10 protein-coding genes are annotated in these 14999 nt (G+C 71.5%); 6 read left to right on the plus strand and 4 right to left on the minus strand.

The genetic code is table 11. The features are described from left to right. Positions 1–10 precede the first annotated feature (10 nt). Positions 11–946 carry an HAD family hydrolase gene (locus ACFZB9_RS20750; RefSeq protein WP_391449522.1) on the plus strand — a complete coding sequence of 312 codons (936 nt, stop codon included), beginning with the start codon at positions 11–13 and terminating at the stop codon, positions 944–946. Between the two features lie 442 nt (positions 947–1388). On the opposite strand, the gene ACFZB9_RS20755 is transcribed toward ACFZB9_RS20750, so the two are convergent. After that, a complete protein-coding gene (locus ACFZB9_RS20755; protein WP_391449129.1) occupies positions 1389–2360 on the minus strand; it encodes an oxidoreductase in 972 nt (323 codons plus the stop codon). Positions 2361–2556: 196 nt separating this feature from the next. Between ACFZB9_RS20755 and ACFZB9_RS20760 the strand changes: the two genes are divergently transcribed. Beyond that, on the plus strand, positions 2557–3609 hold the full coding sequence (locus ACFZB9_RS20760) for an ATP-binding protein (RefSeq protein ID WP_391449131.1): 1053 nt from the start codon (positions 2557–2559) through the stop codon (positions 3607–3609). A 413-nt stretch (positions 3610–4022) separates the two neighbouring features. Continuing rightward, the gene (locus ACFZB9_RS20765) at positions 4023–6344 is read left to right on the plus strand and encodes a SulP family inorganic anion transporter (protein WP_391449133.1); all 2322 of its coding nucleotides are present in this window, start codon (positions 4023–4025) and stop codon (positions 6342–6344) included. A gap of 132 nt (positions 6345–6476) precedes the next feature. Here the strand turns inward: ACFZB9_RS20765 and ACFZB9_RS20770 are convergent, their stop codons facing one another. Continuing rightward, a complete protein-coding gene (locus tag ACFZB9_RS20770; protein WP_391449135.1) occupies positions 6477–7451 on the minus strand; it encodes a chitinase in 975 nt (324 codons plus the stop codon). A 300-nt stretch (positions 7452–7751) separates the two neighbouring features. Beyond that, on the minus strand, positions 7752–8213 hold the full coding sequence (locus ACFZB9_RS20775) for a hypothetical protein (protein ID WP_391449137.1): 462 nt from the start codon (positions 8211–8213) through the stop codon (positions 7752–7754). Positions 8214–8740: 527 nt separating this feature from the next. On the opposite strand from ACFZB9_RS20775, the gene acs reads away from it, so the two are divergent. Continuing rightward, positions 8741–10696: an acetate--CoA ligase gene (gene acs / locus ACFZB9_RS20780; RefSeq protein WP_391449139.1), complete on the plus strand. Its 1956-nt coding sequence runs from the start codon at positions 8741–8743 to the stop codon at positions 10694–10696. Positions 10697–10823: 127 nt separating this feature from the next. On the opposite strand, the gene ACFZB9_RS20785 is transcribed toward acs, so the two are convergent. Beyond that, complete coding sequence (locus ACFZB9_RS20785) at positions 10824–12452, minus strand: serine hydrolase domain-containing protein (RefSeq protein WP_391449141.1); 1629 nt, start codon at positions 12450–12452, stop codon at positions 10824–10826. 449 nt (positions 12453–12901) lie between these two features. Here ACFZB9_RS20785 and ACFZB9_RS20790 point away from each other — a divergent pair, with 449 nt between their 5' ends. Continuing rightward, complete coding sequence (locus ACFZB9_RS20790) at positions 12902–14230, plus strand: sensor histidine kinase (RefSeq protein ID WP_391449143.1); 1329 nt, start codon at positions 12902–12904, stop codon at positions 14228–14230. Positions 14231–14270: 40 nt separating this feature from the next. Then, positions 14271–14915, plus strand: coding sequence for a response regulator (locus ACFZB9_RS20795; protein ID WP_391449145.1), 645 nt, complete (start codon positions 14271–14273; stop codon positions 14913–14915). Positions 14916–14999: the final 84 nt, after the last annotated feature.

Raw genomic sequence — 14999 nt, forward strand, 5'->3', positions numbered from 1 at the left:
CGGTAGCCCGATTGTCCCGCACACACCCGGGCAGCCCGCCGAGGCCGCCCCGGGCACCTCGGCAAGCGCCGTCGATCAGGCCGACGCCGCCGACCCCGAGCCCGCCGGCGCGTCCCGGAGCAACGCCGGAGAGCGGCCCCTCGGCCCTGTCCGCACCGCCGCCTTCTTCGACCTCGACAAGACGATCATCGCCAAATCGAGCGCGCTGGCGTTCAGCAGGCCCTTCTACCAAGGCGGCCTGATCAACCGTCGGGCCGTCCTCAAGAGCGCCTACGCCCAGTTCGTCTTCCTGGTCGGCGGGGCGGACCACGACCAGATGGAGAAGATGCGGCAATATCTCTCCGCGCTGACCCGTGGGTGGAACGTCCAGCAGGTCCGCGAGATCGTCGCGGAGACCCTGCACGGCATGATCGACCCGCTCATCTACGAGGAGGCGGCGGCTCTGATCGAGCAACACCACGCCGCGGGACGGGATGTGGTGATCGTCAGCAGCTCCGGGGCCGAGGTGGTCGAGCCGATCGGCACCCTGCTCGGCGCCGATCACGTGATCGCCACCCGGCTGGCGATCGAGGACGGCTGCTACACCGGCGAGATCGAGTACTACGCGTATGCCGAGAACAAGGCCGCCGCGATCCGCGAGTTGGCCGAGTGCAAGGGCTACAACCTGGCCGACAGCTACGCGTACAGCGACTCCATCACCGACCTGCCGCTGCTCGAAGCCGTCGGCCGCCCCTCCGCCGTCAACCCGGACCGAGGCCTGCGCAAGGAGGCCGTGGCCCGCGAGTGGCCGATCCTGGTCTTCGACCGCCCCATCGAACTGCACCGCCGGCTGCCCGAGTTCAAGGCACCCAGCCGCGGCGTACTGGCCGCCGCCGCGGTCGGCGCCGCCTGCCTGAGTGCCGGCCTGGTCTGGCAACTCGCCAAGCGGCAGCGCCCCGGTGTCTGAGCGGCGGGGTGTCCGACCGCCGCCGACCGGGGGCTGGTGCACCAAGCGGTCAGCGCATGCCAAATCGGGCCAAAGGTAAAGAATTCGCCCTTCGAGTTCCCTTTGCCCTGATTCCGAGATACAAAGGACTCACGGCCCGCGAGACCCGGAAGGACCCGAAGAGGTCAGACCGACACCGCAGTTCAGGCCCACGGACCGCGTACAGCCTTCGAGCACCCACGTGCAGCCGACCCGCGATCGGGCCGCCACACCAGGCGAACGGGCAGGATCCCCGCCTGATGGGCAAATCCGGTGCACGCATGGTCACCCGAATCGTTGTACCAGCGGCGACATCAGCAATCGGGATGTCGCCGCAACTCTGTGCCCGGGCCGGGCCAGGCCGCCAGCCGCCGGAAACCGGACACCGTCGACGTCCCCTCGGCGGACGGCCCGCCCGGACCGGTCAGACCATCCCGCGCTGCATCGCCTCGCAGACCGCCGTGCTCTCCCGCACGCCGAGCCGCAGCGCCAGGCCGCAGTGCGCGATCCAACGCGCCAGCCCCTGCGGCGTACCCGAGACATAGCCCGCCAGCGCCTCACGGTAGGCGGCCGTGCCCAGCTCGACCAGACCGACCTCGGCCGGGCAGATCGCCTTGGGGTCGAGGCCTTCGGCGATCAGCACGATGCGCTGGGCCGCCCGGGCGACCACTGCGTTGTAGTTCGGGAACGGCCGCAGCGCGAGCAGTTCGCCGTGCACCACGGCGGCGGTCACCAGCGCGGGGGCACCGCCCTGAGCGCCCGACAGCCGCGTCACCAACAGCTGCGCGAGCTGGTCCAGCCTGGCTGCCACCTCGTCCGCCGACGGCGCCGGCGGCAGCACCGTTGCGGCCGAGCTCCGGGCCTGGTCGGCGGCCGCCTCGGACCGCGCGAGCAGCGGATCGCTGGGGGCCGCCGCCACGCCCTCCGCGGCGGCCAGCTCCAGCGGGAACAGCTCCTCGGGCGCCTCGCCCGACCGCCGTGGCCGCCCGGCCGCAGCGCCCGCCGTGGTGGCGGCAGCCGGGCCCGCGGTCGCACTCGGGTCAGTCGCGGCCAACAGGTGCAGCCGCGCCAGGACCTGCAGCGGCGAGGTTCGCCAGACGCTCAGCAGCTGGCCCGCCTCCGCCGAGATCCGCAGCGCACCGCCGACCGTGCGCTCCTCGGCGCCCGCGCTGAAGTCGCTGCGCCGCCGGACCTCCTCCAGCGGCCAGTCCGCGCCGGCCAGCGCGGCCGACGCACGGGCCCCGCGCAGCGCGGCCTCCGCGGTGACCTCGGGCGCGCGGCGCCGCATAACGCGGTGGCCGTAGAGCCGGTCAACGGCCTTGCGGACCTCGGCGACGGACTCGGACACCCCGGGAAGCTCGGCCAGCGGGGCCAGCGGATCAGTTCCAGTGCTCACCTACCCGAGAGTAACGACCCCTGCGGCCCGGACCGCACAGCAACCCCGCCATCACCCGTTCGAGGCAATCCGTATTTCCCTCCGGCGCGGTGGACCAAACCACGATTACTATGGCCATTATCGGAGACGATAACGATTATCAACAAGTCCGCCGGGGCCCACGCGACGGTCGACGGCGCGAGAGCCGGGAGTCCAGATGAAGATCGCCTTCGTCGGCAAGGGCGGCAGCGGCAAGACCACGCTGTCGGCCCTGTTCATCCGCCATCTAGCCGCCGCAGGACGCCCGGTGATCGCGGTGGACGCGGACATCAACCAACACCTCGGCCCCGCACTCGGACTGACCGATGATCAGGCCGCCGGCCTGCCCGCACTCGGCGCCCAGCTGCCCGCCATCAAGGAGTACCTGCGCGGGAGCAACCCCCGGATCGCCTCCGCCGCCGAGATGATCAAGACCACGCCCCCGGGCCAGGGCTCCCGGCTGCTGCGCATCGTCGAGGAGAACCCCGTCTACGCCACCTGCGCCCGCCCGGTGGCGCTGGACGAGGGCTCGGTGCGCCTGCTGGTCACCGGCGCCTTCACCGAGGAGGACCTCGGGGTCGCCTGCTACCACTCCAAGGTCGGCGCGGTGGAACTGCTGCTCAACCACCTGCTGGACGGCCCGGACGAATACCTGGTCACCGATATGACCGCAGGCTCGGACTCCTTCGCCTCAGGACTCTTCACCCGGTTCGACCTCACCTTTCTGGTGGCCGAACCGACCCGCAAGGGGGTCTCGGTCTACCGCCAGTACAAGGAGTACGCGCGGGACTTCGGCGTGGCCCTGCGGGTCGTGGGCAACAAGGTCCAGGGCCCCGACGACCTGGAGTTCCTGCACCGGGAGGTGGGCGAGGACCTGCTGGCGACCTTCGGCCATTCGGAGTGGGTGCGCCGCCTGGAACAAGGGGCCGAGCCCCCGCTCAGCTCCCTGGAGGCGGAGAACAGGGACGTTCTGGAACTGCTGCGCACCGAGGTGGACGCCGCCGTCCACCGCCGGGACCCTCAGCGGTACACCGCGCAGGCCGTCCACTTCCACCTGCGCAACGCGGAGAGTTGGGGCAACGCCAAGGCCGGCGTGGACCTGGCGACACAGGTCGACCCGTCCTTCGTCCTGGGCTCGGCCGCCGCACCGCACTCCGGGCTCGGACAGCGCATGCCCGACCAGGTGTCAACCGCACAGGACGCCGCCGATCCGGCCGGCGCCGCCGTCTGACACGGCGCACCGTCCCGTCCCACCCCCTGCCCACTCACCCCAGGTCGCTCAACCGAGGGGGGCCGGCCTGCGCACCCCTATCAGGCGCGCACCGCCGGCCCCTCTGCCCATGCGTCAACACGAAAGCCGCAGGCCACTCGCAGGGGTGAATATCGCCCCAAGGACTCCCGCACACACTTACGCTATGCAAAGCTTCCATTACTCACCGTTTACCAACTCTTGGTGCGGGAGATTGATGGGTCCGCGAGTCGCCACACCTGCCGAGGTGACCCGCACGCGCCTGCCGGCGTGGCCCACACACCGTTCCGGTCGCCCACAGCGCCAGGACGGCCAACCCGATCACCCACAGCGCCAAAGGACTTGACTGCGACAACGGACCAGACCGCGTCCGTTCCACGGAAGGACGGGAAGCCATGGCCCTCGACACTCCCCCTCCCCCGCCACGCACCGACGACTCCACCGACAGCCACGCCCCGCCCCCGGGAGCGGCGCCGCCGGCGGCACGCCTGCGCCGCCGGCCCACCGCCCAGGACCTGACCGCCTCCCTGGTGGTCTTCCTGGTCGCGCTGCCGTTCTCCCTGGGCATCGCGCTGGCCGCCGGGGCTCCGCTGACAGCCGGGCTGGTCGCGGCGGCCGCCGGTGGGGTCACCGCCGGCCTGCTCGGCGGGACGCCGCTCCAGGTGAGCGGACCCTCAGCCGCGCTCACCGTGATCACCGCCGGATTGATCACGCGGTACGGCTGGCAGGCCACCTGTGCGATCACGCTCACGGCCGGCCTGCTCCAACTGCTGCTCGGCACGGTGCGGGTGGCCCGCGCGGCCCTGGCACTCTCCCCCGCCGTGGTCCACGGGATGCTGGCCGGCATCGGGATCACCATCGCGATCGCCCAGTTCCACGTCGTCCTGGGCGGCACACCGCAGGGCTCCACGGTGGCCAACCTGGCGGCACTGCCCGCTCAGTTGTCGGGCCCGCACCCGCCGGCACTGATGGTGGGCCTCCTGGCCATCACCATCCTGTGCGGGTGGCCGAGGCTCCATCGGCTCCCCGGTCGAGCCGGCCGGCTGGGCAGCCTGCTCGAGCGCGCCCCCGCTGCGCTGGTCGCGGTGGCCGCCGGTACGGCGCTGGCCATGTTCTTCGACTTCCGGCTCGCTCGGGTCGAGCTCGCCTGGGGTCGGCACGACCTCGCCGCCCTCCCCCATGGGGCACCGCTCGCACTGCTCGGCGCGGTCCTGACCGTCACCGCGGTGGCCAGCGTCGAGTCCCTGCTCAGCGCGGTCGCGGTCGACCGGCAGAGCGGCAGCACCGGCAACCTCGACCGCGAGCTGCGCGGACAGGGCGCCGCCAACCTGGTCAGCGGCCTGCTGGGCGGCCTCCCGGTCGCCGGCGGGGAGATCCGCGGCTCGGCCAACGTCCGGGCCCGCGCGCGGAGTCGATGGTCCACTGTCCTGCACGGCTGCTGGGTGCTGCTGGCCGCCGTCGCGCTGACCGGCGGCCTGCGCTGGATCCCGCTCGCCGCCCTGGCCGCGCTGGTCATGGTGATCGGCATGCAGATGGTGGGCTTCGCGCATATCCGAAAGGTGTACCGACACCGCGAGTTCGCGGTCTACCTCGCCACCGTCCTCGGCGTGGTGCTGCTCGGAGTTCCCCTGGGGGTCGCGACCGGCGCGGCGGCGACCGCACTGCTCGCCCTCTACCGCCTGGCCCGCGCGCATCTTGAGGTGGCCGTCCAGCCGGACGGCTCCTACGAGGTGCGGACACACGGCCCGCTGACCTTTCTCTCCGTGCCCAGGCTGACTCGGGCGCTGGCCATGCCGCCGGCCGGCGCACGGGTGACGATCCAGCACGACGGCGCCTTCCTGGATCACACGGCCTACGAGGCCCTGCAGTCCTGGCGCGCCGACCACCTCGCACGCGGCGGCCAGGTCACCATGCTGACCGTCCGTCAGGCGGGTGAGGTGCTGGATCCGGACGGCATGGTGCGCTCGGCGAGCAGCCCCGGTCCACATCGCTGCCGTGCCTGGACACCCTGGGTCGGCCACCGCTGCATCGACCAGGAGGACGATCCGCACCGTCGCCTGCTCAGTGGCGTGCGCGGATTCCAGGCGCATACCGCACCACTGGTCCGCCCCGAGCTGGCCAGGCTGGCCAGAGAGGGCCAGACGCCCTCCCAGCTCTTTCTGACCTGCGCGGATTCCCGACTGGTCACCAGCATGATCACCAGCAGCGGCCCGGGCGACCTCTTCACCGTCCGGAACATCGGCAACCTGGTCCCCGTCCCACATGAACCAGGCGCCGCCGACGACTCCGTGGCCGCCGCCGTGCAGTACGCGGTGGAAGTGCTGGAGGTGCGCAGCATCACGATCTGCGGCCACTCCGGGTGCGGCGCCATGAAGGCGCTACTGAACGGCGTGCACGAGGAACCCGGACGCCCCACCCCGCTGGCCCGCTGGCTGCGCAACGGCCGCGGCTCGCTGGCCCGACTCGCCCGCGTTCCGGCGGAGTTCGCCGACCGTCAGGTGACCGACGAGGTCGAGCAGTTGGGCATCACCAACGTGGTGCAGCAACTCGACCAGCTGATGGCCAACCCGGCGGTCGAGCGACGCGTCCTGGACGGCGATCTGCAACTGGTCGGCATGTACTTCGACTTCGCCACCGCACAGACCTATGTGCTCGACCGGGAGACCGGACGTTTCAGCGCGGTGGCCGGCTCCCGCGAGATCGCCAGCGCCGCCTGAGCCGGGCGGCAGCGATGCGACGCCGCCCGAGTGCGGGCCCGGGCGGCATCCCACCAGCACCGCGGTGCTCAGCGGTCCGGCACCAGCGACACCCCGCCGATCAACCGCCGTGCCCGAACGGCAGCGCCACCATCAGTGCGTGATCTTGTTGAAGATCTTGGAGTACGCGTACCCCGCGCCCTTGTCGTAGCCGTCGACCTCCCAGAAGGACAGTTCCTGAACGCCCTTCGCCGCGGCGAAGCTCTCCAGAGTGGTCGCGTTGGCCTGGGTGAAGTTCTCGTTGTCGTCGTTCCGCCCGGCTATCGGGGTCAGGCCCAGGCGCCCAAAGGCCTGGGCCGTGCTGCCCCCGTAGACCCCGGCGAGCTGTCCCGCGGTGGCATTGGCGGCGGATTCCGCGTCCTTCAGGGCGTTCTGACCGTCACCGAAATCCATGGTCATGATGTTGACCAGGTTGACCTGAACGCCCTTGCTCTTGGCGTCCTTGAGCAGGCTGAGCGCGTTCGACTCCAGGCCGGTGGGGTCCACCGGGACGGTGTAGTCGATCTGCACCGACGGGTCGCTCTTCTGCAGCGCGGCAAGCGCCTGGTCCCGGCGGGAGTTGGCCGCGCTGTCGTCCAGCACGCTGCCTTCGATGTCGAAGTCGAGCCGGGTGACTCCATAGGTCTTGACGACATTGGCATAGGCGGCGGTCAGCGCGGAGACCGAGGTGCAGGTCTGGGCCAGCTCGCCGCCGGCCTCACCGCCGAAGGAGATGATCACGTTGCCGCCCGCCGACTTGACCGCGTTGACCTGCGAGGTGAACGCCCCGAGCGAGTCATTGCCGCCCTCCCACATCGGCGTGCAGCCGGACTTGGGCGTGAGGAAGGCCAGCGTGTAGTAGCGAACACCGCTGGCCTTCCGGTCGGCCGCGAGGTCCGCCGCGTCCGAGCCGCTGATCTGCAGGTAGGGCGCCGCGTAGTGAGCCGGGAAGGCGCTCGCCGCCGACTGCACGTCCGCCGACGGGGCTCCCGCCGGCGCGGTGGCCGCCTGGGCGGGGGCGATGGCCAGCGTGAGGCTGATCGACAGCGCCGAGGTGGCGAGGACGGCGGGCCAGAACTTCTTGTCCATGACAACCTTTCGGGGGCATGCCCGTCCCATGCACGGCAGGTTCGAGGGGCGCGCGTCGGACAGGAGACGGGTCGCACGGGGGCCGGCGACGGTTAGTAAAGTTCCCTAACCTCGATCCTGCGATGGTGGCGTTGCCCTCGGAGCATGTCAAGGGAGCACGCGACTCCCGCGCCACACCGGCATGCGGTGGTGCGCCGGAGTGGCGCGCGGCGTCCGGCAGGCGGCGTGCGGCGACCGGAAAGCGACGTGCAGCGCCGGTGCGCGGGAGCAGCGGTCAGGCCCGCGGTCGCCGACCGGGCGTCAGCCGATCCGCCGATCCAGGTCGGCCGGTGTCACGTACCCCGGCCAGCGACCGTCGTCGAAGAGATGGACCCCCGCGTCCTGGTAGCACTGGTCGACCAGTTGCGAGCAGATCAGATGTCGAGTGCTGGCCACATACCCTTTGAGCAGTGGACTGCCGGGCAGGTGGAACCGGTGGGCGGCCAGCGCCGCGTAGTCGAGAAAGCTGTAGGGCACCCGCAGATACCGGCGGGCCGCCGCTATGACCGCCTCCCGTTGATCGTCCGTCAGCTCTATCGTGCCGCTGGACCAGCGGATCCGGGTCACGCCGTACTCGGCGAGCGGGGCCTGCCGGACGCCGCCGGGTTCGGCCTCGGCCAAGGTGTCGTCGTCGATCATTAGGAATGCGTGCTCGTAGTTGGCGAAGCCGTCACCGTTGAGCCATTGGCCCAGTCTGATCAGTCGTCCGATATCACCGGACATCTGGACGACTGCGAAGTCACCCGGTCTCGGCAGCGGGGCAGGGTCGGCAGGAGATTCCACCATGGATCAACTCCCCGAGAGTTCCGCACCGGCCCACGCGCCCGCCGAGGCCGGGCGGCCCCGGGAGCACGGACCTCCGACACCCGGCGTCCGTCACCCGGCGGAGGCCGCCTGAGCTGGTAGTTCCAGTGGAGTACCGGTGGTGACGATCGTCAAGACTCGGCGCGGAAGAATCAGCTGATGCCCCGTTGGCTCGCGACACGCCCAGTCGGCCGGCGGGCGTCACCGCGGGCATAATTCCCCTGCGGTCGGCATCCGCACCCCGCCGATCTGCCTCGACGATCACTAATCTATCAAAGGTCTACACCAATTTCCCGGGCCCCCTTGTCAACCGGCCTCTTCGCCTGATGAGCTGTGCGCTGGGACACACGGGACAATCCCTTGGCAGGGACATCCCGTAGCACAGAGCTTTCCGCGGGGGCCCGCGAAAGAAAGCACGATGAACAGACTCGAATGAGGAGTGCGCGTTGAGCAACGAGAGCCTGGCCAACCTGCTCAAGGAGGAGCGGCGCTTCGCCCCGCCCGCCGATCTCGCCGCGGCCGCCAACGTCACCGCGGCCGCGTACACGCAGGCCTCCGAGGACCGCCTGGGTTTCTGGGCCGAGCAGGCCCGCCGTCTCAGCTGGGCCGTTGAGCCGACCGAGACCCTGGACTGGTCGAACCCGCCGTTCGCCAAGTGGTTCGCCGACGGCACCCTCAACGTGGCCTACAACTGCGTCGACCGCCACGTCGAGGCCGGCAACGGCGACCGCGTCGCCATCCACTTCGAGGGCGAGCCCGGCGACAGCCGCTCCATCACCTACGCCCAGCTCAAGGACGAGGTCTCCCAGGCCGCCAACGCCCTGCTGGAACTCGGCGTCACCAAGGGCGACCGCGTCGCCATCTACCTGCCGATGATCACCGAAGCCGTCGTCGCGATGCTCGCCTGCGCCCGGATCGGCGCAGCGCACTCCGTGGTCTTCGGCGGTTTCTCCGCCGACGCGGTCGCCTCGCGCATCCAGGACGCCGACGCCAAGCTGGTGATCACCGCCGACGGCGGCTACCGGCGCGGCAAGCCCACCGCGCTCAAGCCCGCCATCGATGAGGCGCTGGCCAAGTGCCCGCAGGTCGAGCACGTCCTGGTGGTGCGCCGCACCGGCCAGGACGTCTCCTGGACCGAGGGCCGGGACGTGTGGTGGCACGAGCTCACCCAGCGTCAGTCCACCGAGCACACGCCCCAGGCGCACGACGCCGAGCAGCCGCTCTTCATCCTCTACACCTCCGGCACCACCGGAAAGCCCAAGGGGATCCTGCACACCTCCGGCGGGTACCTCACCCAGGCCAGCTACACCCACCACGCGGTCTTCGACCTCAAGCCGGAGTCGGACGTGTACTGGTGCACCGCCGACATCGGCTGGGTCACCGGGCACTCCTACATCGTGTACGGGCCGCTCTCCAACGGCGCCACCCAGGTGATCTACGAGGGCACCCCGGACACCCCGCACCAGGGCCGCTTCTGGGAGATCATCCAGAAGTACGGGGTGACCATCCTCTACACCGCCCCCACCGCGATCCGCACCTTCATGAAGTGGGGCGACGACATCCCCGCGCGGTTCGACCTGTCCTCGCTGCGGATCCTGGGCAGCGTCGGCGAGCCGATCAACCCCGAGGCCTGGATCTGGTACCGCGAGCACATCGGCGCCGGCAAGACCCCCATCGTCGACACCTGGTGGCAGACCGAGACCGGCGCCATGATGATCAGCCCGCTGCCCGGCGTCACCGAGACCAAGCCCGGCTCCGCCCAGCGCGCCCTGCCCGGCATCGCGGCCACTGTCGTCGACGACGATGCCAACGAGGTGCCCAACGGCTCCGGCGGCTACCTCGTCCTCACCGAGCCGTGGCCCTCCATGCTGCGCACGATCTGGGGCGACGACCAGCGCTACATCGACACCTACTGGTCCCGCTTCCCCGGCCGCTACTTCGCCGGCGACGGCGCGAAGAAGGACGAGGACGGCGACATCTGGCTGCTCGGCCGCGTCGACGACGTCATGCTCGTCTCCGGCCACAACATCTCCACCACCGAGGTCGAATCCGCCCTCGTCGGCCACCCCTCCGTCGCCGAGTCAGCCGTCGTCGGCGCCACCGACGCGACCACCGGCCAGGCGATCGTCGCCTTCGTCATCCTGCGCGGCACCGCCACCGACAGCGACGAACTCATCGCCGACCTGCGCAACCACGTCGGCAAGACGCTCGGCCCGATCGCCAAGCCCAAGCAGATCAAGATCGTCAGCGAGCTCCCCAAGACCCGCTCCGGCAAGATCATGCGCCGCCTGCTGCGCGACATCGCCGAGGGCCGCGAGGTCGGCGACACCACCACCCTCGCCGACTCCTCCGTGATGAACCTGATCCAGTCCCAGCTGCCGACCGGCTCCGACAAGAGCTGAACCCGCACAAGCGGACCGCGCCACCGGCAACAACACCCGAGGGCCTCCCCCAGCAGTAAGGGGGAGGCCCTCGGGCCATTCACCGGGAGCCCGCGACAGGCCGAGCCGCCTGCCGACCGACGCTGCGTCAGCGGCGCTGCTGCTCCGCGGACAGGCCGCGCAGCGTCTCGTAGGCGCTCTGCAGGAACCTGCGCCGACGCGGTGGCGGCGAGCTGACCAGGGCGACCAGGCCGGTTCCGGCCTGCGGGTTGAAGCCGGCGAAGGCCACGAAGCCGCGGGTGACGCCCTCGTGGAAGACCAGCTCCTCGCCGCCGCCCCGCCCCGGTTCGCACTCCCTCTCGCCGCGCCCGGCGCGCCCGGCGGCGTTCCGCTCCCCGGGCAGTGGTCCGGGCTCCTGGTCCGCCCAGGGCCGGGCGTGGCCGCCGCGGCCCCGCCTGCTCCGGGCCGGGGCCTCCTCGCCCCAGCCGGTGGCCGGTTCGAGCAGCCGCTGCTTCCAGGCCAGGCAGACCCGGGTGCCGGCCAGCCGCCGGGCCGCCCGGGGACGGCGCACCTCACCCAGCGCGCACCGCAGGGCGGAGTCGGCCCGCGGCCGCGGCGGCTCCGCGGCGCGCGCCAGGTCGGCCCGGTCCGGCTGTCCCGGCGGCCCGGCCAACGGACCCGTCAGCGACCCGGCCATCGGCCCGATCGGCGGCCCGGTCATCGGCCCGATCTCCGTACTGATCAGCGGGCCGATCAGCGGCACGCCGTCGATCGCGGCGGCCTGCGGCCCGCCGTCCGTCATCAGCAGCGCCTGGACGTAGCGGAGCATGTCATCCGCGCTGGAGCGCAGGCCCGCGGCGCCGGGCAGCGCGGGGATCCGGAAGGACGGGACCCGCCGCCCCCGGCGGTAGCCGCTGCCGACCTCGCCGCCCGGTGCGCAGGAGGTGTCCAGCAGACCGAGCGGACCGCAGATCCGGCTCGCCAGCAGGTCCTCGTACCGGGCGCCGGCGGCGTTCTCCAGCAGCAGCCCGAGCAGGCCGCAGCCGAGGCTGGAGTACCGCACCTGGGTCCCGGGCGTTCCGCGCACGGGCGTGCGGGCCAGGGAGTGCATCAGGTGGGCGACGCCGAAGGTCGCGCAGGGACGGGTGAACCAGTGCGGCGTGGCACTCGGCAGCAGACCGACGGGGAGCCGCGGCAAGCCCGAGGTGTGGGTGGCCAGGTGGAGCAGGGTGATCGGCCGCTCCTTCGGATATCCGGGAACGGCTCCGACCGGCAGGTACCGGTCTATCGGATCGTCGTACCGGACCTCGCCTCTCGCCACCATGTCGGCGAGCAGCAGCGCGGTGAAGGTCTTGGTGATCGAGCCGATCTCGAACCTGCTGTCGGCCCGGACCGGGCGCTTGGCGGCCGGGTCGGTGTAGCCGCGGCAGGCCACGGTGCGCTGATCGCCCTGGATCACGGCGACGGCGACGCCGCTGTGCGGGGGCAGGCCGTGGAAGAGCGGGCGCAGCTGGCGTTCGAGCCGCAGGGCCTCGTCGGTGGCGAGTTCCGTTCCGGACGGGGTGCGGGCGCCGGCGAGGCGGATGCCCAGCGGCGCGGGGCCGCCGTAGCGCGTCGCGGTCGCGCGGCGGGCCGGCGCGGCGAGTGGTCCGGCCAGCGGTCCGGTGGGCGGTCCGGTGGGCGGCGGCGGGACCGAGCGGACGGACGCGGCGGTCGCCCCGGCCTTCGTGGCGGCCGAGCCAGCTGTGACTGAAGTGACTGTCGGGGCAGGAAGCACGGGAGGAGCAGTGGGCCTCGGCGGAACCGAGGGCGGGACGGGTGAGCGTCCGGTCGCCGATAACAGGGGCGGCGCGCTCTGCGCGCCCTCGCCACCCCCCACTGCTGGATTAGGCACAGCGGCCCGGCCTGACGGGACCGCCGCGGTGGGCCCGGCCTGATCAGCCGGTTCCTGAACTGACATGGGGGTGCCTCCGAGTGGAGTCGAAATCGGCCACCCAGCGGGCGGCGCGTTGACTTGACGATAAGTTCGACTACGTCCTGCCGCATTCGCTCGATGCCGCCAGAACGGCGGAAGTCGACGCCGGACAGCGCCATGCGCAACCAGCTCCGAGCCTGACCGCCGCCGAGCGTGACCACCGCCGAGGGCGATCGCCGCCGAGCGTGACCACCGCCGAGGGCGACCGCCGCCGAGCGTGACCGGCGCCGAGCGTGACGTCGGAGATCACGATGGGCCAGACTGACCGGGTGACACCGGGGGCCCTCATCCGCGAACACCTGACGGCACGATCCTGGCGGGAGCGCTGCTACTCGCTGCTCAGCCTGCCACTGGCCGCGCTGGGGCTGGCCGCGGTGCTGGTCACCGCCATCGTCGGAATCCTCTCCGCCGGACTCCTGTTCCTCCCCGTGCTGGCCCTGACCCTGCGCGGGGACCGCGCCCTGGGCGCCCTCTACCGTCTGCTGGCCCGCGCCCTGCTGCGCCTGGAGATCGCGGCACCGCCCCTGCCGCCACGCGCTCCGGGGCTCTCCGGCCTGCTGGGCCAGCAGTTGGGTGATCCGGCCGCCTGGCGGGTCTGCCTCTACCTGCTGATCCGCATCCCGCTCGGCGTCGCGCAGTTCACCCTCGGCTTCCTCTGGTGGACCTACGGAGTCCTCCTCCTGTGCTACCCGTTGCTCTGGAAGCTGGAGCCGCTGCACCGCACCGATGCGGCAGGCGTCAGGCACAGCTACGACCTGGAGATCGCCGGCTGGTACGTCGACACCTGGCCGCGCGCCCTGCTGGTCGTGGTGTTCGGTGCCCTGGTCCTGGTGGCCTCTGCGTGGCCAGGTCGCCTGCCGCTGCTCGCCGACCGCTACCTGATGCCCCGTCTGCTCGGCCCGACCGCCGCGTCCCTGCGGCTGGCCCAGCTCACCGAGACCAGGGCCCACGCGATCAACGAGGCCGCCACGACGCTGCGCCGGATCGAACGCGATCTGCACGACGGCGCCCAGGCGCGGCTGGTGGCCCTCGGCATGAGACTCGGCCGGGCGGAACGCCAGCTCGCCCTGGGCAACGTCGAGCAGTCCCAGTCGCTGATCCGGCAGTCACGGCAGGAGACCAAGGAGATCATCGCCGAGCTGCGCGAACTGGTCGGCGGGATCCATCCCCCCGCGCTGGACGCCGGGCTCGGTCCGGCGCTGAGCACCCTCGCCGCCCGATCGGCCATCCCCGCCCAGGTCCACCTCGACCTGCCCAGCCGGCCGACCGCCGCCGTCGAGACCATGCTGTACTTCGCCGCGGCCGAGCTGCTGGCCAACGCGGGCAAGCACAGCGAGGCCACCACGGTGACGGTGTCGGTCAGTTCCACCGAGGGCGGGCTGCGGCTGCGGGTGACCGACAACGGCAAGGGCGGTGCCCGGTTGGACGGCACGGGCAGCGGACTGCGCGGGCTGGCCGAGCGCGTCAGGACCGCCGACGGGGTGCTGACCAGCACCAGCCCGGCCGGCGGGCCCACCGTGATCTCGATCGAGCTGCCGGGTACACCGGCGGCGGGCTCCCCTCGCCCTGGGACGATCTGACTGATCAACATATCGCCTCAGTACGGGAAGCAGGCAGACGATGCGGGTGGTAGTGGCCGAGGACACCGCGATCCTCCGGGCCGGACTGGTCCAACTCCTGGAAGAGGAAGGGCATACGGTCCTGGCAGCGGTCCCGGACGCCGAGCTGCTGCGGGCTGCGGTGCTCGACCACCGGCCGGATCTGGTGGTCTCCGACATCCGGATGCCGCCGACCCATACCGACGAGGGCCTGCGCGCCGTCGTCGAACTCCGCGCGGCCGACCCCGCCCTGGCGGTGCTGATCTTCTCCCAGTACGTGGAGACGCAGTACGCCACCCGGTTGCTGGCCGGCGGATCGGCGGGCGTCGGGTACCTGCTGAAGGAACGGGTGCTCGACGCACAGGACTTCATCGACGCGCTGGAGCGGGTGGCCGCAGGCGGCACCGCGCTCGATCCCGAGGTGGTCAACCAGCTGATGGGAGCCGGTCCCAGCCGCAGGACAGTCGACGAACTCAGCCCGCGCGAGCGGGAGGTGCTCGCGCTGATGGCCGAGGGGCGGTCGAACGCGGCGATCGCGGCGGCGCTGGTGGTCACCGAGCGAGCGGTGGAGAAGCACGTCGCGAACATCTTCCTGAAGCTCGGCCTCCCGGTCTCATCGGCGGACCACCGACGGGTGCTCGCCGTGCTGCGCCACCTCGGAGCCTGACAGCACATCGGCGCATCCGGCCATAAAATGCGACAAAACGGATATCGTCTTAGCGCCCAGTAGACTGTGGATGTCGCATCAAGA

The organism is Kitasatospora sp. NPDC008050 (assembly GCF_042957465.1).
Classification (GTDB): Bacteria; Actinomycetota; Actinomycetes; order Streptomycetales; family Streptomycetaceae; genus Kitasatospora.